General features: G+C 61.4%; 19 protein-coding genes. 11 read left to right on the plus strand and 8 right to left on the minus strand.

Annotation, left to right across the window (positions count from 1 at the left end):
- Positions 1 to 264 precede the first annotated feature (264 nt).
- Together CAG47_RS11310 and fabF are read left to right on the plus strand one after the other, a co-directional pair.
- A complete protein-coding gene (locus CAG47_RS11310) occupies positions 265 to 1,059 on the plus strand; it encodes an SDR family oxidoreductase (RefSeq protein WP_085724943.1) in 795 nt (264 codons plus the stop codon).
- Between the two features lie 31 nt (positions 1,060 to 1,090).
- Entirely contained in the window at positions 1,091 to 2,365 is a 1,275-nt protein-coding gene (fabF, locus tag CAG47_RS11315) for a beta-ketoacyl-ACP synthase II (protein WP_085724944.1), read from the plus strand.
- Here fabF and CAG47_RS11320 read toward each other — a convergent pair.
- From CAG47_RS11320 to rfbB, 5 genes are all read right to left on the minus strand, one after another.
- Positions 2,362 to 2,919, minus strand: a complete 558-nt coding sequence (locus CAG47_RS11320) for a TetR/AcrR family transcriptional regulator (RefSeq protein ID WP_085724945.1) — start codon at positions 2,917 to 2,919, stop codon at positions 2,362 to 2,364. The two genes, fabF and CAG47_RS11320, sit on opposite strands and share 4 nt — an antisense overlap.
- Positions 2,920 to 3,087: 168 nt before the next feature.
- Positions 3,088 to 3,255, minus strand: a complete 168-nt coding sequence (locus CAG47_RS11325; RefSeq protein ID WP_007985427.1) for a DUF2897 family protein — start codon at positions 3,253 to 3,255, stop codon at positions 3,088 to 3,090.
- A gap of 183 nt (positions 3,256 to 3,438) precedes the next feature.
- The gene (gene rfbD / locus CAG47_RS11330; protein ID WP_085724946.1) at positions 3,439 to 4,308 is read right to left on the minus strand and encodes a dTDP-4-dehydrorhamnose reductase; all 870 of its coding nucleotides are present in this window, start codon (positions 4,306 to 4,308) and stop codon (positions 3,439 to 3,441) included.
- A gap of 46 nt (positions 4,309 to 4,354) precedes the next feature.
- Complete coding sequence (gene rfbA / locus CAG47_RS11335; RefSeq protein WP_085724947.1) at positions 4,355 to 5,230, minus strand: glucose-1-phosphate thymidylyltransferase RfbA; 876 nt, start codon at positions 5,228 to 5,230, stop codon at positions 4,355 to 4,357.
- Positions 5,227 to 6,309, minus strand: coding sequence for a dTDP-glucose 4,6-dehydratase (rfbB, locus tag CAG47_RS11340; RefSeq protein ID WP_085724948.1), 1,083 nt, complete (start codon positions 6,307 to 6,309; stop codon positions 5,227 to 5,229). Before rfbB ends, rfbA begins: the two co-directional genes overlap by 4 nt.
- Before the next feature lie 342 nt (positions 6,310 to 6,651).
- Between rfbB and kdpF the strand changes: the two genes are divergently transcribed.
- From kdpF to CAG47_RS11370, 6 genes are all read left to right on the plus strand, one after another.
- Positions 6,652 to 6,741, plus strand: coding sequence for a K(+)-transporting ATPase subunit F (gene kdpF, locus CAG47_RS11345; RefSeq protein WP_007899818.1), 90 nt, complete (start codon positions 6,652 to 6,654; stop codon positions 6,739 to 6,741).
- Between the two features lie 8 nt (positions 6,742 to 6,749).
- Positions 6,750 to 8,444 (plus strand): potassium-transporting ATPase subunit KdpA, encoded by a 1,695-nt coding sequence (gene kdpA / locus CAG47_RS11350; RefSeq protein ID WP_085724949.1) that lies wholly within the window; start codon positions 6,750 to 6,752, stop codon positions 8,442 to 8,444.
- 10 nt (positions 8,445 to 8,454) lie between these two features.
- A complete protein-coding gene (gene kdpB / locus CAG47_RS11355) occupies positions 8,455 to 10,512 on the plus strand; it encodes a potassium-transporting ATPase subunit KdpB (RefSeq protein WP_085724950.1) in 2,058 nt (685 codons plus the stop codon).
- 137 nt (positions 10,513 to 10,649) lie between these two features.
- Positions 10,650 to 11,195: a potassium-transporting ATPase subunit KdpC gene (gene kdpC, locus CAG47_RS11360; RefSeq protein ID WP_085725069.1), complete on the plus strand. Its 546-nt coding sequence runs from the start codon at positions 10,650 to 10,652 to the stop codon at positions 11,193 to 11,195.
- A gap of 159 nt (positions 11,196 to 11,354) precedes the next feature.
- Positions 11,355 to 14,006, plus strand: coding sequence for a sensor histidine kinase KdpD (locus CAG47_RS11365; RefSeq protein ID WP_085724951.1), 2,652 nt, complete (start codon positions 11,355 to 11,357; stop codon positions 14,004 to 14,006).
- A 48-nt stretch (positions 14,007 to 14,054) separates the two neighbouring features.
- Entirely contained in the window at positions 14,055 to 14,753 is a 699-nt protein-coding gene (locus tag CAG47_RS11370; protein WP_085724952.1) for a response regulator, read from the plus strand.
- Positions 14,754 to 14,834: 81 nt separating this feature from the next.
- On the opposite strand, the gene CAG47_RS11375 is transcribed toward CAG47_RS11370, so the two are convergent.
- Positions 14,835 to 15,875, minus strand: coding sequence for a patatin-like phospholipase family protein (locus tag CAG47_RS11375; RefSeq protein ID WP_085724953.1), 1,041 nt, complete (start codon positions 15,873 to 15,875; stop codon positions 14,835 to 14,837).
- Between the two features lie 221 nt (positions 15,876 to 16,096).
- Between CAG47_RS11375 and CAG47_RS11380 the strand changes: the two genes are divergently transcribed.
- The 3 genes from CAG47_RS11380 (at position 16,097) to CAG47_RS11390 (ending at position 18,277) form a co-directional block, all read left to right on the plus strand.
- A complete protein-coding gene (locus CAG47_RS11380; protein WP_085724954.1) occupies positions 16,097 to 16,375 on the plus strand; it encodes a hypothetical protein in 279 nt (92 codons plus the stop codon).
- 100 nt (positions 16,376 to 16,475) lie between these two features.
- Positions 16,476 to 17,234: a CHAD domain-containing protein gene (locus CAG47_RS11385; RefSeq protein WP_085724955.1), complete on the plus strand. Its 759-nt coding sequence runs from the start codon at positions 16,476 to 16,478 to the stop codon at positions 17,232 to 17,234.
- Positions 17,235 to 17,479: 245 nt separating this feature from the next.
- Positions 17,480 to 18,277, plus strand: coding sequence for an acyl-CoA thioesterase II (locus tag CAG47_RS11390; protein WP_085724956.1), 798 nt, complete (start codon positions 17,480 to 17,482; stop codon positions 18,275 to 18,277).
- Here CAG47_RS11390 and CAG47_RS11395 read toward each other — a convergent pair whose 3' ends face one another.
- The gene (locus CAG47_RS11395; RefSeq protein ID WP_085724957.1) at positions 18,278 to 18,643 is read right to left on the minus strand and encodes an Mpo1-like protein; all 366 of its coding nucleotides are present in this window, start codon (positions 18,641 to 18,643) and stop codon (positions 18,278 to 18,280) included.
- Between the two features lie 229 nt (positions 18,644 to 18,872).
- Complete coding sequence (locus CAG47_RS11400; protein WP_085724958.1) at positions 18,873 to 20,354, minus strand: methyl-accepting chemotaxis protein; 1,482 nt, start codon at positions 20,352 to 20,354, stop codon at positions 18,873 to 18,875.
- Between the last annotated feature and the right edge of the window lie 91 nt (positions 20,355 to 20,445).

Genomic DNA, 20,445 nt, shown 5'->3' on the forward strand with positions numbered 1-20,445 from the left:
TAGTGAAAGTGGTCTGTTTGTCCACCCCACCGTTTATCGGTTAGCCCGCAGTACCGTTCATTCCATCGCTCAGGTTCAACGCGGTTCCGTGTTCACTCAGGGTCTAATCTCATACTGACCGGGCCACTGGCGAGGGCCGACCGGTTTTTGGGATTAAAAAATTACGACCATCATATTGTCTTTTGATTATGCCTATAATATAAAGGCTTGGCGCCGTAGTGCTTTGGCGCCAGTCGTCTTTCAGCATCCTTCAGGAGCACCGTCATGAGTTCAGTTCAGTCCCAGGGTACGGCCGTTGTCACCGGCGCTTCGTCCGGTATCGGGGCGGTTTACGCCGAGCGGTTCGCGGCCCGTGGTTTTGATTTGTTGCTGGTGGCTCGCGACGAGCAGCGACTGGAGGCGGCAGCAAGCAAGCTACGCTCAGAGCATGGGGTCAAGGTTGAAGTGCTGAAGGCGGACCTGACCGAGAAGGCAGACGTGCTGCGGCTCGAACAGCGCCTACGCAGCGACTCGAGCATCAGTCTGCTGCTCAACAACGCCGGCGTAGCGGCGGACGGCCTGTTAGCCAATGCCGATACCGATCAACTGGAGCGAATGATTCAGTTGAATATCACCGCTGTCACGCGGTTGGCCTCGGCGGCCGCGGCCAGTTTTACCAGGGCCGGGCGCGGCACGATCATCAATATTGCATCGGTGGTGGCGTTGTTTCCGGAGCGTTTCAACGCAACGTACAGCGCCAGCAAGGCCTATGTGTTGAGTTTGACTCAATCATTGAGCGCCGAGCTGGACGGCACCGGGGTGAAGATCCAGGCGGTGTTGCCCGGTGTGACACGCACCGAGATCTGGGAGCGCTCTGGCATCGATGCGTCACAGATTCCCGCGGACATGGTGATGGAGGCGGGTGAGATGGTCGATGCAGCGTTGTCGGGTCTGGATCAGGGTGAATTGATCACTATTCCTTCATTGCCCGATGTGGCGGATTGGGATGCGTTCGTGGCGGCGCGTCATGTGATGGCGCCTAACCTTTCCAAAAGCAAGGCCGCTGCCCGTTATCGGTAAGCGCCATCAATCGGCTTGAGGTACGTGTTGTATGAGTGATCGTCGCGTTGTCGTAACAGGTATGGGCCTGGTGTCGCCGCTCGGGAGCGGTGTCGAAGCGGTCTGGGAACGGCTGCTGGCCGGGCGTTCCGGGCTGCGCAATCTGCCGGACGAGGTGGTGGCCGATCTGCCGGCCAAGGTCGGCGGCGCGGTGCCCGGGCTGGCTGATGATCCGCAAGCGGGGTTCGATCCGGACCGGGCAACCCCGCCCAAGGAACAGAAGAAAATGGACCGCTTCATTCTGTTCGCCATGGAAGCTGCGCGACAGGCGCTTGAGCAGGCGGGCTGGCAAGCACTGGACGCCAATGCCCAGGAGCGCACGGCTACCATCATCGGTTCCGGTGTGGGTGGTTTCGGCGCGATTGCCGATGCGGTGCGCACCACCGATAGCCGTGGCCCGAGACGTTTGTCTCCATTCACTATCCCGTCCTTTCTGGTCAACCTCGCGGCAGGTCATGTGTCGATCGAGCATGGCTTCAAGGGGCCATTGGGCGCACCGGTCACGGCATGCGCTGCCGGAGTTCAGGCAATTGGCGACGCAGCGCGGCTGATTCGCGCGGGTGAGGCGGATATCGCCGTGTGCGGCGGCGCGGAAGCGGCGATCGATCGGGTCAGCCTTGCCGGGTTCGCGGCTGCTCGCGCCTTGTCCAGCGCTTACAACGAAACGCCAGAGCGCGCTTCGCGACCTTTCGACAGTGGGCGCGATGGCTTTGTCATGGGAGAAGGGGCCGGGCTGCTGGTCATCGAGTCTCTGGACCATGCGCTGGCTCGCGGCGCTCAACCACTGGCGGAGCTGGTCGGCTACGGCACCAGTGCCGATGCCTATCATCTGACCGCCGGCCCCGAGGATGGCAGCGGTGCCCGGCGAGCGATGTCGTTGGCATTGGCACAAGCAGGTGTGTCACCGGCTCAGGTCCAGCATCTGAATGCTCATGCCACCTCGACTCCGGTGGGGGATATGGGGGAGTTGGCGGCGATCAAGGCATTGTTCGGGGCGCAAAATGGTATCGCTGTGACCTCCACCAAGTCGGCGACCGGGCATTTGCTCGGCGCAGCGGGAGGGCTCGAAGCGATCTTCACATTGCTGGCGATCCGCGACCAGATCGTGCCGGCGACGCTCAATTTCGAGAATCCGGACCCTGCCACTGAAGGCGTGGACATCGTTCATGGCAACGCGCGGCCGATGGCCATCGAGTACGCGTTATCCAACGGCTTCGGATTTGGCGGGGTCAATGCCAGTGTGCTGTTCAAGCGTTGGCAGGGTTAATCCTGTGAGCGTTTGAGGTGTTCGCGTGTGACGTCGAGAATCCGTTGGGCAAACTCGGCGTCTGCAACGCTGCGCGATAACAGCAAGGCGCCGACCAGCGTCGACATGATGACGATGCTGCGGTCGGCGGCGTGCTCACCGTCAAGGGTGTGCTGGATCTGATCGAGTCGCGCCTGGAGCACGACATCGCTGGTTGGACTCGGTTGGCCGCGCAGCCCCAGTTCAGAAGAAATGGTCAGCAGCGGACAGCCCTCGTGAGGTGAGGTTTGATGCCATTCGGACAGGTAGGTGTCGATGAAGGCTTCGAGTGGACGTTCCTCGGCGAAGATTTGCGCGCACAATCCGTCGACTTGAGCACCAGCCTCTTGCAAGGCTTTTTCGACCAGTTCGTCCTTGGACTTGAAGTGCGAGTAGAAGCCACCGTGGGTCAAGCCCAGTGCTTTCATCAGGGGTTGCAGCCCGGTTGCGCCGATGCCATCGCGTCGAAAGCGCGCTGAAGCTTCCTTGATTATGCGTTGGTGGGTCTGGGCTTTATGGTCCTGCGAGTAACGCATCTGATATCTCCGCATCAATGCGGCCCATATTAACCAATGAAAATTGCATGGTGACTGTACTTCTACTTCTAAAACACATGCAGATGCTTCGATATGGGTACAAAGCGGCATGATTTCAGGCGTTTTTCACACAAAGACAAACCCCGCCGTTCGGGGCGGGGTTTTCGGTCAGCGGTCCTGCGCTTCCTTGGCGTCCATTTCCGCATTGCGTTCGGCGACGCGTTTACGTTGCTCTTCGGTCAATTCGACCTTGTTGGCGGTGTCGCGCAGCAGCATCAGGCCACCAACGATCGAGCCGATGGCAACGACCAGAATCAACCAGGCATACCAGGGCATGGGGCTCTCCTTGAAAAACTGACGGTTTGGCGAGGGGTTCGCCAACCGATCGTGCATACCACTTTGAGTGATGGGGTTTAATCGCAGTTCCATCGTTATCCCCCATTCCATGCCTGTGTTCAAGGTTCACTCGAACGCCGCGCAGATCCGGCATTTCAATGCCAGTGCGGGCAGCGGCGATACTCAGGATTGTTCAGTCAGGCACTCGCGCAGCGCTGTTCGCCAGTCAGGTTGACTGACGCCCCAGTCGCGCAGCAAGCGACTGCAATCGAGCCGCGAGTTGAGCGGCCGGGCGGCGGGAGTGGGGTAGTCGCTGGACGGGATCGCAAACAGGTCGGCGCAGGGCATGCCCTGTTGTCGCAGTGCTTCGCCGATTGCCTGGGCGAAGCCAAACCAGGAGGTCTCCCCTTGAGCGGTCAGGTGATAAGTACCCCAGTTGGCCACTTCGTTCGCCTGCCAGTGTTCAATCAAGGCAAGGGTGCTGTTGGCGATTGTGCCGGCCCAGGTGGGGGCTCCGATTTGGTCGGCGACTACACGCAACTGCGGTTTCTCTTGCAGCAAACGTTGCATCGTCAGCAGAAAGTTACGGCCATGAGTTGAATAGACCCAACTGGTACGCAGGATCAGGTGTTTACCGTGCACGTCCCTGATGGCTTGCTCACCGGCCAGCTTGCTCTTGCCATACACCCCGAGCGGGTTGGGTGTGTCGTCCTCGTTGTAAGGCGCGGCTTTCGTCCCGTCGAATACGTAGTCCGTGGAGTAATGTATCAACGGAATGTCGAGAGCCAGCGCTTCTTCGGCCAGTATGCCGGGCGCTACGGCGTTAATGGCAAAGGCGGATTGCGGTTCGATTTCTGCCAGATCAACCGCCGTGTGGGCTGCGGCGTTGATGATCAGATCAGGCCGGACGTTTTGCACCTGACGGCGAATCTGATCGGGTTGCGCGAGATCGAGCTGGTCGCGACCCAGTACGATCAGTTCGCCGACAGCCCCCAGTCGCCGTTGCAACTCATGTGAAACCTGACCGTGCCGGCCATTGATGAGTACTTTCATGGGAGTAGTCCGATCTTGTCGCCGGACAAATCGGGCAGGCACAGGTTCATTGCTCTTCCCCTGCCAGTTTGGCCAGGTACTGGCCATATCCGGTCTTGCCGAAGTACCGGGCGCGCTCAAGCAACCGATCGCGGTCGATCCAGCCATTTTCATAGGCTATTTCTTCGAGGCAGGCGACTTTGAGGCCCTGGCGGTGTTCGATGGTCTGCACGTACTGAGAGGCTTCGAGCAAGCTGTCGTGGGTGCCGGTGTCGAGCCAGGCGAAGCCTCGACCAAATCGCTCGACCTGCAGATCGCCACGTTGCAGATAGGCATTGTTGACGTCGGTGATTTCCAGTTCGCCGCGTGGCGATGGCTTCACCGCCTTGGCGATCTCGATCACATCGTTGTCATAGAAATACAGGCCGGTAACGGCATAACTGGATTTCGGCTTTTTCGGCTTTTCTTCGATGGACAGCGCGCGGCCTTCGCTGTCGAAGTCGATGACGCCGAAACGCTCGGGGTCTTTGACCCAGTAACCGAACACGGTGGCGCCGGATGTGCGTTTTGCCGCGTTCTGCAGTTGTTCGCCAAAGTGCTGGCCATGGAAGATGTTGTCGCCGAGGATCAGGCACACAGGGTCATTGCCAATGAATTCTTCGCCAATCAGGAAGGCCTGGGCCAGCCCATCCGGTGATGGCTGCTCGGCAAAGCTGAAATTCACCCCGAACTGGCTGCCGTCACCCAGCAGATTGCGATACTGAGGCAGATCCTGCGGGGTGGAAATCAGCAAGATATCCTTGATGCCGGCCAGCATCAGCACCGAGATCGGATAGTAGATCATCGGCTTGTCGTAGACCGGTAGCAGCTGTTTCGACACGCCAAGCGTAATCGGGTGCAGGCGCGTGCCCGAGCCACCCGCCAAAACAATACCTTTCATCATGCGAGCAGCTCCTTGGGATTGATGGCGCCAAGGCGTTCACCTTGATAGCTGCCGTCCTGGACACGACGGCACCACTCCATGTTGTCCAGGTACCATTGAACGGTTTTGCGCAGCCCGGTTTCGAACGTCTCTTCGGGCACCCAGCCCAGTTCGCGTTCAATCTTGCCAGCGTCGATGGCGTAGCGCAGGTCATGCCCGGGACGATCCTGGACGAATGTGATCAGGTCGGCGTAATGCGCAACGCCCTCAGGCTTGTGCGGTGCCAGTTCTTCAAGCAGGGCGCAGATGCCGCGCACCACATCGATGTTCTTTTGTTCGTTGTGCCCGCCGATGTTGTAGGTCTCGCCGACGGTGCCTGTGGTCACCACCTTGAGCAGTGCCCGGGCGTGATCTTCGACGAACAGCCAGTCGCGCACTTGCAGGCCATTGCCATACACCGGCAGAGGCTTGCCGGCCAGGGCATTGAGGATGACCAGCGGAATCAGTTTCTCGGGGAAGTGGAACGGCCCGTAATTGTTCGAGCAATTGGTCAACAGCACCGGCAGGCCATAGGTTCGCTGCCAGGCGCGGACCAGGTGGTCGGACGCGGCCTTGCTGGCGGAGTAGGGCGAACTCGGTGCGTAAGGCGTGGTTTCCGTAAACAGGTCGTCGACACCGTGCAGGTCGCCGTAAACCTCGTCAGTGGAAATGTGATGAAAGCGGAAGGCGCTTCTCTCCGGCTCCGGCAGGGTTTGCCAATAGGCGCGGGCGGCTTCGAGCAGGCTGTAGGTGCCGACGATGTTGGTCTGGATGAATTCCGAGGGCCCGTCGATGGAGCGATCGACGTGGGACTCCGCTGCCAGGTGCATGATCGCGTGCGGCTGGAAACGCGCCAGCACGGCGCTGACGGTCGCCTGGTCAACAATATCGGCCTGAACGAACTCGTAGCGAGTGTCGTTGGCGATGCTGGTCAGCGATTCGAGGTTGCCGGCATACGTCAGTTTGTCCAGGTTGAGCACTTCATGCTCAGTGTGTTGGATCAGCTCGCGGACAAGGGCCGAGCCAATGAAGCCGGCTCCGCCGGTAATAAGGATACGCACGTTGGGCCAGCCTTTTTCAGTAATGCGAATGGCGGTAGCTTGCAGGCGCGAGCGGGGAGGTGCAAGCGTTCTTGACCCCATTGGGTTGCGTCGCGCCGATCAGGCGGGATTATCCATGACTTGCCGCCTTCGCTCACTACTCTCGCGCACATTTTACAGCACCCATGCGGCACCCCGGCATTTTGCCCACTGGAGCCTGCTTGCGCCCCCTGTAACCCAGGCGCAAGCCCACTCTTTACGCTTTCTTTATGCCCTGCGCGTGCCCTCGATCTCGTTCCTTTACAGCCTCCTTTCCGACAATGAATGCACTCGCGGCAATACGCCGTAACACGGAGAACTTCCATGAGCGTTCTGGACGGGGTGTCGCTGCTGCTGGCAGTGGGGCTGTTCATTTATCTGTTGGTTGCGCTGCTGCGCGCGGACCGGAACTAGGAGCGGCTATGCACAGTTATGACTATTGGCTGATCCTCGGGTTTTTCGCTCTGGTATTGGTCCCTGCGCCGTTTCTCGGGCGCTTCTACTACAGGGTGATGGAAGGACAGCGCACCTGGCTGACGCCGATTCTCGGCCCGGTCGAACGCGGTTGTTATCGTCTGGCCGGCGTCGATCCGCAGACCGAACAGAGCTGGCAGAAGTACACGCTGGCCTTGCTCGCCTTCAACCTGGCGGGCTTCCTGCTGCTGTTCGCGATCCTGTTGTTCCAGGACCACTTGCCGCTGAACCCGCAAAACCTTCCGGGCCAGGAGTGGACGCTGGCGTTCAACACCGCCGTGAGCTTCATGACCAACACCAACTGGCAGACCTACAGCGGCGAAGCGTCCCTGAGCTACTTGAGCCAGATGGTCGGCCTCACCGTGCAGAACTTCGTCAGCGCCGCCACTGGCCTGGCGGTTCTGGTTGCGTTGTGCCGCGGCATTGGTCGTAAATCCACCCAGTCCCTGGGCAACTTCTGGGTCGACATGACCCGCGCCACCCTCTACGGCCTGCTGCCGCTGTGTCTGCTGCTGGCGCTGTATCTGGTCTGGCAGGGCGTGCCGCAAACCTTCGCGCAGTATGTGAATGCGGTGACGGTTCAAGGGGTTGACCAGGTAATTCCGCTGGGGCCGGCTGCCAGCCAGATTGCGATCAAGCAACTGGGCACCAACGGTGGCGGTTTCTTTGGCGTGAACTCGGCGCATCCGTTCGAGAACCCGACGGCGTGGAGCAACCTGTTCGAGGTGACTTCGATCATTCTGATCCCGGTCGCGCTGGTCTTCACCTTCGGACACTACGTGAAAGACCTGCGCCAGAGTCGCGCGATCATCGCCTGCATGCTGGCGCTGTTCCTGATCGGCGGCGCAACCTCGCTGTGGGCTGAATACCAACCGAACCCGGCACTGGACAATGTTGCCGTCGAGCAGGCTGCGCCACTGGAAGGCAAGGAGGCGCGCTTTGGCACCACTGCCACGGTGCTGTGGTCGGTGACCACCACGGCCGCGTCCAACGGTTCGGTGAACGGCATGCACGACAGCCTCAACCCGCTCAGTGGCATGGTGGCAATGGTCAACATGATGGTCGGCGAAGTGATCTTCGGCGGCGTCGGTGCCGGGCTCTACGGCATGTTGCTCAACGTGCTGATCGCGGTATTCCTCGCCGGCCTGATGATCGGCCGCACGCCGGAATACCTCGGCAAGAAACTGCAAGCCAGGGAAGTGCAATTGCTGGTGGTGACCCTGATGGTCATGCCGATTGGCGTACTGGTACTCGGCGCGATCGCCGCCAGCCTGCCCGGCCCGGTGGCCGCCGTGAGCAACCCTGGCGCCCATGGTTTCAGCCAGTTGCTCTACGCCTACACCTCTGCCAGCGCCAACAACGGTTCGGCCTTCGGTGGCTTCGGCGCCAACACAGCGTTCCACAACCTGATGCTGGGCCTGGGCATGTTGATCGGTCGCTTCGGCTACATCCTTCCGGTTCTGGCGTTGGCCGGCAGCCTGGCGATGAAGAAAACCGCGCCGATCGGGCAGAACAGCTTCCCGACCCACGGCCCGCTGTTCGTGACCCTGCTGACCGTGACCATCTTGCTGGTGGGTGGCCTGACCTTCCTGCCGACCCTGGCACTGGGTCCGATTGCCGAACACCTGAGCATGGCCTTCTGAGGAGCCAATGATGAACATGCCTGTAGTCAAACCGGTCGCCATCAAGGCACCGGAACAACCGAAAACCGCGATCTCGGCCCTGTGGCGCCCGGCGCTGGTGCAAGCCTTCGTCAAGCTCGATCCACGGCAATTGCAGCGTGCGCCGGTGATGCTGGTGGTCGAATTGACCGCAATCCTCACCACCGTGCTGTGCTTCATTCCCGACACGGTGGTGCCCACCTTCGTTGCCGCGCAAATCGCGGTGTGGCTGTGGTTCACCGTGCTATTCGCCAACTTCGCTGAAGCCTTGGCTGAAGGTCGCGGCAAGGCTCGCGCCGACAGCCTCAAGGCCGGTACCGAAGGTTTGAGCGCCCGGCGCAAAACCGGCAACGGCAGCTTCCAGGTGGTACCCGCCGCCAACTTGCGCAAAGGCGATGTAGTGCGCGTTGAAGCGGGGGAGATGATTCCCGGTGACGGCGAAGTGATCGAAGGGATCGCGGCCGTCAACGAAGCAGCGATTACCGGTGAATCGGCGCCGGTGATCCGCGAGTCCGGTGGCGACCGCTCGGCCGTTACCGGCAACACTCGGCTGGTGTCCGACTGGCTGCTGGTGAAGATTACCGCCAACCCTGGCGAGTCGACTCTGGATCGCATGATCGCCCTGGTCGAAGGCGCCAAACGCCAGAAAACCCCGAACGAAGTGGCGCTCGACATCCTGCTGATCGGCCTGACCCTGATCTTCCTGCTGGTGGTCGTCACCCTGCAACCGTTCGCCCACTTCGCCAATGGCAGCCTGCCGCTGGTGTTCCTGGTGGCGCTGTTGGTCACGCTGATTCCGACCACCATTGGCGGTTTGCTGTCGGCCATCGGTATCGCCGGGATGGATCGTCTGGTGCGCCTGAACGTGATTGCCAAGTCCGGTCGTGCGGTGGAAGCGGCGGGGGACGTGCATGTCTTGCTGCTGGACAAGACCGGCACCATCACCTTCGGCAACCGTCGTTGCTCGGCGGTGTATGCCGCCCCGGGCGTGACAGCCATGGAACTGGCCGAAGGCGCATTGCTGGCTTCGCTGGCCGACGATACAGCGGAAGGCAAGTCTATCGTCGAGTACCTGCGCGGCACCCATCCGCAGCCGGAGCCGTCCGCTCAAGTGCTGACGGCCGTGCCATTCAGCGCCGAAACCCGCTTGTCCGGTGTCGACTATCAGGGCCGCGTGTACCGCAAAGGCGCGGTGGATTCGTTACTGGCCTTCGTCGGCCTGAAACGCGCTGACCTGGCACCGGCCTTGTCCCGCGAAATCGACAAGATCGCCCAAAGCGGCGGCACCCCGCTGTTGGTGTGTGTCGACGGCAAGCTGCTCGGCGCGATTCACCTCAAGGACGTGGTCAAGCCCGGCATTCGCGAGCGATTCGCCGAACTGCGCAAGCTGGGGATCCGCACCGTCATGGTCACCGGTGACAATCCGTTGACCGCAGCCGCCATCGCCGCCGAGGCCGGTGTGGATGACGTGCTGGCCGAAGCCACGCCGGAGAAAAAACTGGCGCGCATTCGTCACGAGCAAAACGACGGTCGCCTGGTCGCCATGTGCGGCGACGGCGCCAATGACGCCCCGGCATTGGCCCAGGCGGATGTCGGCATGGCGATGAACGACGGTACGCAAGCGGCACGCGAAGCGGCGAACATGGTCGACCTCGACAGTGACCCGACCAAGTTGCTGGATGTGGTGCAGATCGGCAAGGAGTTGCTGGTCACCCGTGGTGCGCTGACCACCTTTTCCATCGCCAACGACGTGGCCAAGTATTTCGCGATTCTGCCGGCGTTGTTCGCCGCGATCTACCCGCAACTGGGCGTGCTCAACGTGATGCACCTGAGTAGTCCGCAGAGTGCGATTCTCTCGGCGATCGTGTTCAACGCCTTGATCATTGTGGTGTTGATCCCTTTGGCATTGCGCGGTGTGCGCGTGCAGGCGGCGAGTGCGGCGGCGTTGCTGCGGCGCAACCTGCTGATCTACGGCCTTGGCGGAATCCTGGTGCCGTTCGTGGGCATCAAGGCGATCGACATGCTGTTGACGGCGTTGCATCTGGTTTGACTGAACACGCCCCTGTAGGAGCGAGCACGCTCGTGATTAACGATAACGCGTACATCCTGACGGTACGCGGCGCTCTCAGTTGCATCGCGAGCTGGGCTCGCTCCTACAGGTTCTTTTTCGAGTTCGAGGATTTTGAAATGTCCACATTGATACGCCCGGCCCTGAGCCTGCTGGTCCTGATGACGCTGATCACGGGTGTCGCTTATCCACTGGTGGTCACCGGCGTGGCCCAGGTCGCGTTCCCCGATCAGGCCAACGGCAGCCTGGTACGGGATGCCGAGGGCAAGGTCCGCGGTTCATCGCTGATTGCCCAGGATTTCGTCGGCGACGCCTGGTTCCACCCGCGTCCTTCGGCTGGTGCCTTTGCCACCGTGTCGAGCAGTGCCAGCAACCTGTCGCCGAGCAACCCGGCGCTGGCGACGCGGGTGGTCGACGATGCCGGAAAACTGTTGGTGCCCGGTCAGGGGCCAGTGCCATTGGCGTTGGTCACTACGTCCGGCAGTGGTCTCGATCCGCACTTGCCACCGGCGGCGATTGCCTATCAACTGGCGCGTGTTGCGGCGGCGCGCAACTTGCCGGTGGCGACGCTGCAACAACTGCTGGACGCGCATATCGAGCGGCCGTTGGTAGGCCCTCCGGTGGTGAATGTGCTTGAGTTGAATCTGGCGCTGGAAAAACTTTAGGTTTGTGGCGTTGCCATTCGCGAGCAAGCCCGCTCCCACATCGGATAGATGTCGTACACACAATTTGTGGCCACTGAAGATCCTATGTGGGAGCGGGCTTGCTCGCGAAGGCGATAGAACTGCCACCCATCCTCTTCAAGAAAAAAGAGATCCCCAATCATGAGCAACTCCGGCCGCGCCGACGCGCTGTTAGCAGACCTGCCCCGCGATGGCCGTGGCCGGCTCAAGGTTTTTCTCGGTGCCGCGCCGGGTGTCGGCAAGACCTACGCCATGTTGCAAGCGGCTCACACCCAACTGCGCCAGGGGGTGAAAGTCATTGCCGGAGTCGTCGAAACCCATGGCCGGGCCGAAACCGAAGCCCTGCTCGGCGGCCTGCCGCAGCAACCGTTGGTGCGCTCGGAATACCGTGGCGTGCTGCTTGAGGAAATGGACCTCGACGGTCTGATCAAAGCCAAGCCGAAACTGGTGCTGGTCGACGAGCTGGCGCATACCAACGCCCCCGGCAGCCGTCACGAAAAACGCTGGCAGGATATTCAGGAACTGCTCGCCGCCGGCATTGACGTGTACACCACGGTCAACGTCCAGCATCTGGAAAGCCTCAACGACCAGGTGCGCGGCATCACTGGCGTGCAGGTCCGCGAAACCCTGCCGGACTGGGTGTTGCAGGAAGCCTACGAACTGCTGCTGATCGACTTGCCGCCACGGGAGCTGCTCGAGCGTTTGCGCGACGGCAAGGTCTATGTGCCTGAGCAGGCGCGGGCGGCCATCGATGCGTTCTTCTCCCAGACCAACCTCACGGCCCTGCGCGAACTGGCGATGCAAACCGCGGCGGCCCAGGTCGATAACGATCTGGCCCAGGGATATCGTCAGTTGGGGCAAGCGGCGCCAGCGGTGCGTGGGCGATTGCTGGTGGGGGTGGACGGCGATGCCCAGGCTGAGCGCCTGGTACGGCATGCCAGTCGAGTGGCCCAACGGCGGCACCTGCCCTGGAGTCTGGTGCATGTGGACAACGGTCGCGTGCGCGACGAACAGTCGCGCCTGCGCCTGCAAAGCGCCCAGCAACTGGCCGAACGCCTGGGGGGCGAAGTGGTGTTGCTGCGCGCCGGTGAAGTGGCGAAAACCCTGATCCAGCATGCCGCCGAGCGTCGTGCCAGCCTGGTGCTGGTCGGTCAGTCCCGGCCGAGATTGCGCCGGCGCCTGTTCGGTGGCGGGCTGGCGGCACGGCTGCTGCGCAATGCGCGTGGACTGGAAATCAACGTCCTCGATAGCGATCATCCACAGCATCAACCTCATCGACGGTCGATGCAGTCGCTGGTCTGGTTCGACTACGCGTTGGCCTTGGTCGCGACGGTCCTGGCCAGTGCCCTGGCCTGGGCGGTGGCGAGTGTACTGCCGTTGCCGAACATCTCGCTGGTGTTCCTCGCCGCCGTGCTGCTGGTGGCGGTGCGCAGCAGTCTCGGGCCGGCGCTGGCCTGTGCGGCGCTGTCGTTTCTGACCTATGACTTTCTGTTCATTCCGCCGAATTTCTCCTTCAGGATCCAGCGCGAAGAAGACGTGCTGACCTTGCTGTTCTTTCTGCTGATGGCGGCCCTCACCGGCAATCTCGCGGCACGCCAGCGGCGGCAATTGCAGGCCCTGCGCGACACCCAGGAAGAGACCAGCGAATTGCTCGACCTGTCACGCAAACTCACCGCCGCCACCGACCGCCAGGCCGTGGTCAGCGCGGCTGCCCAACACCTCAATGGTTGGAGCGATGTGCAACTGTGCCTGCTCAATCGCGATGGTCAAAACGGCTGGAAAGTCGAAACCGGCGGCCCGCTCGAGTTCACCGAAGCTGAACGCGCCGCGGCCGATTGGGCCTGGCAGCACGATCAACCGGCGGGTGCGGGCACCGGCACCTTGCCGTTCAGCCGCTGGTGGTGGTGGCCATTATCGGTGGAGGACGGTCCGCTGGCGTTGCTGGGGGTTTGCGCCAGGGAAGGCCAGACCCTGAGCGGCCAGCGCCGTCGCTTGTTGACCGCGCTGAGCCAGCCGCTGGCCCAGGCGCTGGCCCGGGCGCAACTGGCCGATGATCTGGAAGCGGCGCGGCTGCATGGCGAAACCGAGCAGTTGCGCAGTGCCTTGCTGGCTTCGGTTTCCCACGATTTACGCACGCCGCTGACGTCCATGCGCGGCAGTATCGACAGTCTCCTGGCCCTGGGGGAAGCGATCCCGCTGGAGGATCGCCGCGAACTGCTCGAAGGCACGCGCGATGAAGCCGAGCGCCTCGACCGCTATATTCAGAACCTGCTCGACATGACCCGCCTCGGCCACGGTGCCCTGAAGCTGGCGCGGGACTGGGTGTCGCCGGCCGATATCGTCGGCAGTGCGCTCAATCGCCTGCGCGCGGTACTTGCGTCGCTGCAGGTCAGCATCGAAGTACCGGCGGATTTGCCGCTGCTGTTCGTCCACGCCGCACTGATCGAACAGGCACTGATCAATGTGATGGAAAACGCCGCGCGGTTTTCGCCACACCACGGGCGTTTGCAATTGCGCGCCGGGACCCATGACAGTGAGCTGTTTTTCTCCGTCAGCGATGAGGGGCCGGGGATTCCGGAGAAGGAGCGGGAGAAGATCTTCGACATGTTCTACACCGCGGCGCGGGGTGATCGTGGCGGGCAGGGGACCGGATTGGGGCTGGCGATCTGTCAGGGCATGGTCGGTGCCCATGGCGGACGCATCAGTGTCGCCGACGGCATCGAGGGGCGTGGCACCTGCATCACATTGCACCTGCCGCTACAGGCTCAGCCGGGATACGAAAGTGAAGCCTGATCGCGCTTGCGCTACTCTCTTGCCACTTCTTTGTGTTGATGTGAATTCATGAGCCAGACCGCGACCATTTTGGTCATCGACGACGAACCGCAGATCCGCAAATTCCTGCGCATCAGCCTCGCTTCCCAGGGCTACAAAGTACTGGAGGCCGGCACGGGCAGTGAGGGATTGGCTCAAGCTGCATTGAGCAAACCGGACTTGCTGGTGCTCGACCTCGGCCTGCCGGACATGGACGGCCAACAGGTATTGCGTGATTTTCGCGAGTGGTCGACGGTGCCGGTACTGGTGCTCTCGGTGCGCGCCAGTGAAGGGCAGAAGGTCGAAGCCCTCGATGGTGGTGCCAATGACTATGTGACCAAGCCGTTCGGTATTCAGGAGTTCCTGGCACGGATTCGTGCGTTGCTGCGCCAGGCGCCCGTGGGTGAAACCCAGCCAGCGGCACTGAGTTTCGGTCCGTTGACCGTCGACCTGGCGTATCGCCGAGTGTTGCTCGACGGTGCGCAAGTCGCGCTGACCCGCAAGGAGTACGCCGTGCTGGCGCAACTGGCGCGGCATCCCGGGCGGGTGATCACCCAGCAGCAATTGCTCAAGGACATCTGGGGGCCGACGCACACCGAAGACACTCACTACCTGCGCATCGTGGTCGGGCACCTGCGCCAGAAGCTGGCGGATGACCCGACCCAACCCAGGTTCATCGTCACCGAGGCGGGGGTGGGGTATCGGTTGTTGAGTGAGGACAGCCTTTAGTTCTGTGCTGAATGGTCCGGCCCCTTCGTCGGAACGCCGCCCGGAGCAGGCCCTGATAGTCACTCGATAACTTTCAGGCTTTCAGTTCTGCTCGTTCTCATACCGGTCCAGCGTATCCCGCGCAATCTCCCTTCCCAGCGCGATCAGCTCTGGCGCCTTGTAGAACTCGAAAAACCGGCACACGCGTTTGGGCACGTTGATCAGGATGTCTGGTGGATAGCCGGCAATCTTGTATTGCGCCAGCGACGTCTGCATCACCTCGAAACTCTGGTTGATCAAATCCAGCAGGGACGCCGGCCCGACGTTGTCGATGATGATCGAACCCGTGGCGGAGCGGGGCGCGCCACTGGCTTCGGGAGCGGCCGCGGGTTGTTGCGCTTGAGGCTCGGCGGATTCGATCCATGGATTGAGATCTGCGCCTTCGGCGGCCCTCAGAGCTTCCTGCTCCAGGATCAACAATTGCTCGGCCTGTTTGCGGCGGAACGGCAGCTTGGAACCGAGGGAGTTGATCAGGCTGTCGAAGCGGGTCTTGAAGGCGGCGGGACGCTGGATGACCGGCAGTTGATAGTGGCGCTGGTTGGTGGAGTTGAGGTTGACCGCGATGATCAAATCGCTATGGCTCGAAACCACCGGCACGATCGGCAGCGGGTTGAGTATGCCGCCATCGACCAGCATGCGGTTGCCTTGCATCACCGGGGTAAACAGGCTGGGGATCGCTGCCGAGGCGCGCATGGCCTGGTGCAGGCAACCTTCCTGGAACCAGATTTCCTGCTGGTTGGTCAGGTCGGCGGCGACGGCGGTATAGGGGATGCGCAAGTCTTCGATATTGATCTCGCCGACGATCTTGCGGATCTGCCCGAACACTTTCTCGCCACGAATCGCCCCCAGACGAAAACTGACGTCCACCAGACGCAACACATCGAGATAATCCAGGCTCTCGATCCAGTCGCGGTAATCATCGAGTTTACCGGCGGCATAGATCCCGCCCACCACCGCGCCCATGGAGCAACCGGCGATACAGGCTATGTCATAGCCGCGCCGTTCGATCTCTTCGATGACCCCGATATGGGCATATCCCCGGGCTCCACCCGAGCCCAATACCAGTGCGACACGCTTTTTCATGGATCGCCCTCGTTTGAATGGTTCAACAATGCACCCATCGAGGGGCGCGCTTCAATCGTCATGGTCGTTGGATGGGGCTAGAGCGTCGTATTTTCGACACTCCATGGCGGCACATGGTTGTTCTCGTCAGCGCTATAGTTTGCACAACGGACCAACGGCACTTTTCAGGTGCCACACCGTCTTACTTGCATGATTGTTGACCTATCTTTGAGGAGTGAATGATGAAAGCCTGGATCTGCGTGCCATTGATTGCCCTGGCGCTCGCCGGTTGTGCTGGCAAAACCGCCTATCGCGACAGTTGCGGTAGTAATCTGGATGCGGCATGGCATGAACTGGACCTGGCCAAAGCAGAGGGTTTTGCCGGGACCGTCAGTTACTCCAAGGCCCTGTCGCTGTTGACCGCGGCCAAGACCCAACAGCAATTCGAGGGGTTCGAGGGCTGCACCAGCAAGGCCGAGAAGGCCCGTTTCTATATTCGCGAGTCGCGTGCGGGGCGTTAAGGCGAAAAGCGCTTACAAGCTCTAAGCTGCAAGCTGCAAGCCTCATCGAACTTGCAGCCTGGCGCTTGCAACCTGGCGCTGTCTACGGAGTAACCCCCCCATGATCGATCGGCTGGTGGCTCGTGTTCTGGGCCTGGAAATTCGTCTGCTGGCCTGTCAGGCCCGCTTGAAAGAGCATACTGATCCCGAAGCGTTACACGATCTGCGCACAACCATACGGCAATTACGCAGCCTGTTGTTGCCATTGCGCGGATTGCCCGGCGTCGAGCAACTGGAAGCGGCCGCCTCGCGGGTGGGCGACTTGACCACGCCGTTACGTGATCGCGAAGTGCTGGCGGCGTACCTGCTCCAGCACCAGCAACCCCAGGCCGCCCAGCGGCGCATGGCGCAGATGGCCGAGGCCTACCCTGCGGTGGCGGCCAGCCCTGAACTGGCGCAGTTGCTGATCGTTCTCGATGCATTTCCGCGTTTTCTGCGCGCCGCCCAGCGCCAGGAATTGCTCAAGGGCTTGCGCAAGCGCATCGAAAAGCGCCTGGGCAAACAGTGGAAAAAGCTCGACGAGGCCCTGCACGATCCGGCCCATGACCGTCATCGGCTACGTCTGCTGATCAAACGCGTGCGTTATGGCATCGATGCTTACCCTGAACTGGATCGTTTGCCGAAAGCCGCCATGCCCCGGTTGAAATCGGCCCAGGGTGCGCTTGGCGACTGGCACGATTGCGTGCAATGGTTGGCCATGGCTGAACGGGAAGCGGATTTGCAGCCTTGCGTTGCAGTGTGGAAAGCCACCATGGCCGAGGCTGAACAGATTGCTGACCGCGTGCTGGAAAAACTCAGTCGCGATTGCTTCAAATCCTGAAAACACCACGGATCCCTTGTAGGAGCGAGCGGGCTCGCGATGAGGTCGTGACATTCAACATTGATGTTGGCTGTCCGGGCGCTATCGCGAGCGGGCCGCAAGCGGGCACTCGCTCCTACAGAGTTTTGTGCTTGGCACGGGCCTTGTGCGGCTCATCTGTCAGTCAATTTGGCCGGAATGGGTGCTGTATCGCCCTCTGTGGCTGGGTAATATCCCTTCATCTTTTTCCTGTCCCAGAGGTTTTCATGCGCTTTTCCGAACTGCTCGACGCTGTCCGTAACCAGCCGCAGGAGCTGTCTATCCCGGCCTCATGGGCCCAGGGGCGCGCCAGCTTCGGTGGCCTGGTGGCCGCTTTGCAGTACGAAGCCATGCGTGCTCGGGTGCCGGCGGATCGTCCGGTACGCTCGCTGGCAATCACCTTCGTCGGCCCGGTCGAGCCCCAGGTTCCAGTCAGTTTTGAAGTCGACGTATTGCGTGAAGGCAAGGCGGTCAGCCAGGTGCTGGGCCGGGTGATGCAGAAAGGGCAGGTGGTGACCTTGATCCAGGGCAGTTTTGGTGCCTCGCGCCCTTCGGAAGTCGCGGTGAGCGCTTTACCTGCGCCTGAAATGAGCCACTGGGATGAGTGCCAGGAACTGCCATTTGTCGAAGGCGTTATTCCGGAGTTCATGCGACATTTGGCAATGCGCTGGAATGTCGGCGGGTTGCCGTTCAGCGGCAGTACCTCCCGGCAAATGGGCGGCTGGGTACGCTTGCGTGGCGACGTGAAGGAAGAGGCCGTCAGCGAGGCGCATTTCCTCGCGCTGGTGGACGCCTGGCCGCCGGCCCTGATGCCGTTTTTGAAGAAGCCGGCGATGGGTAGCACCCTGACCTGGACCATCGAATTCGTGCAACCGCTGCTGGAGTTGAACACCCTGGACTGGTGTAAATACCTCGTCGAGACCGAGCACGCCGCCGACGGTTACGGGCATGCCGCGGCAAAAATGTGGAGCGCGGATGGCCGCTTGATCGCCATGAGTCGGCAGACGGTGACGGTGTTCGCCTGATCAGTGACGGCGGTGGCGCTCACGCCAGGCGCGCCACCAGCCACCGCTGAGAAAGAACCGTGGAAACGTCAGGAACTGCTCGACCAACAGGCGCGATATCGCATCCTTGCGGTCACTGAACGGCTCGGAGGCTTGCGTCTCCAGGCTGTGGCCGTGGCGTTGCAGGGCCAGCGCCGCAATCACACCGATGACGCCGATGGCGATGTTCGCAAGGGTCAGGCTGAACACCCCGGATACAATCAGCAGAGCCGCCACGATGAACAGCGGCACCGCGATCAGGTGCAACACCAGATTGGTCGGGTGCTGATGATTGTTCGGGTACGCTCGCCATTGCCAGGCGGGAAGGTTGGGGTGACGTTTGCCCATGATGCTGATCCTCGATCCATGTTGAACACATGTAAGAAGAATAGGCCCGGCCATTGCTGGCGGCGAATCAAGGCTGGCTATTGGCTTGATAGGCGCCATGGTCTGGATTGATGTTGTCAGCTCTGACGCCTTCGCGAGCAGGCTCGCTCCCACATTGATCTTCGGTGACCATCAGATTCCGGGCATACATAAAACCCTTGTGGGAGCGAGCCTGCTCGCGAAAGGGCCCTCAAAGTTTGAGCTGACCTATTGCCTTGCTCAGTTCCCCGGCCAACGCCGCCAGCTCAATGCTGGTGGTCGCCGAAGTCACTGTCTGCCGCACCGTGTTCTCGGTCACGTCGCGGATGCTCACCACCGCGCGGTTCATCTCTTCCGCTACCTGACTCTGCTGTTCGGCCGCCACCGCGATCTGCGTGTTGCTTTCACGCATCTGCGCCACCGCGCCGGTGATCTCGGCCAATGCCGCACCGGCCTCCTGCGCCTGTTGTACGCAGTCGTCGGCCTTGAACGAGCTCTCCTGCATGAAATCCACGGCGTCCCGTGTCCCGGCCTGCAATGCCGAGACCATCAGGGTGATTTCGTCCGTGGAGGCCTGCACGCGTTTGGCGAGGTTGCGCACCTCATCGGCAACGACCGCAAAGCCGCGACCCATCTCGCCGGCCCGGGCCGCTTCGATGGCGGCGTTCAGTGCCAGCAGGTTGGTCTGCTCGGCGATGCTGTGAATCACGTTGACCACGCCGTTGATCTTCTGGCTGTCCTCGGCCAGACGCTGAATCATCTCGGCAGTCTGCTGGACGCCGGTGGACAGCCCGGCAATCGAGCGTTGCACCCGCGTCACCACCTCCTGCCCGCTGCCGGCCAGGGTATCGGCCGATTGTGAAAGGTCGCGGGTGGCACCGGCGTGTTGAGCGATGTGATAGACCGTGGCGGTCATTTCATTGATCGCCGTGGCCGCCTGATCGGTTTCGCTCTGCTGGCCGAGCATGCCGTGGCGCACTTCATTCATGCTGGCCGCCAGTCGCGCGGCGCCGTCATCCAGTTGCCGGGCGGTGCTGGCGACGGTGTTGACCACCCTTTGATAACCGGCCTGCATGGCGTTGAAGGCTCCGGCCATCTGCCCGACTTCGTCGCTGCAAGCCAACGGCACTCGAGCGGACAGGTCACCGGTTTTCTCCACGTGCAGCATGACGTCTTTCAAGGTGTTGAGCTGGCTGAGCAGAAAGCGGATCAAAAGCTGCGAGGCGCCGAGCATTGCCAGCATCAGGATGAGTACGGCCACCGCGTAGTTGGAAAATCGTTCGTTGAATACCTGGCTCAGGCTTGGGCCATGGGCGATGACTGCAAGCTGCTGGCCACCCGTGCGAGTAAACACTTCGGCGCCCATCAACGGGTTGTCACCGAACAGTGGCATCGCGTTGATCTCGACCCAGCCGTTTGCATCGGCGAGTTCGAGCATGGGCTGTCCATTCAGCGTCGGCGCCTGTCCGCGATCGAACGTCAGAAGGTTGTCGGTCCTGGGCAGGGGCTGCCCGGCAGGCCAGTCGGCCAGCATTCGCGCCTGTGCCTGAGCCGAGGCTTGGGACGCCTGAGCGCGGGCCTGTTGTTCAAGGTGTACGGCGTACAGCACCAACAGCAGCGTGGTGACGAAGGCGACGGCATTGACCGCCCAGAATTTGTACTTCAGCGAGATATTGCTAAGCCAGGCACCCATGGAGGTCTTCTCTGATAGCTGAAACAGTTTTGGCAAGGTGCCATTATTGTGCCGCTACTCCAGAGACTGAATTTTGATGCAGATCAACTTC

It is taken from the genome of Pseudomonas sp. R37(2017) (genome assembly GCF_002113375.1).
Classification (GTDB): domain Bacteria; phylum Pseudomonadota; class Gammaproteobacteria; order Pseudomonadales; family Pseudomonadaceae; genus Aquipseudomonas.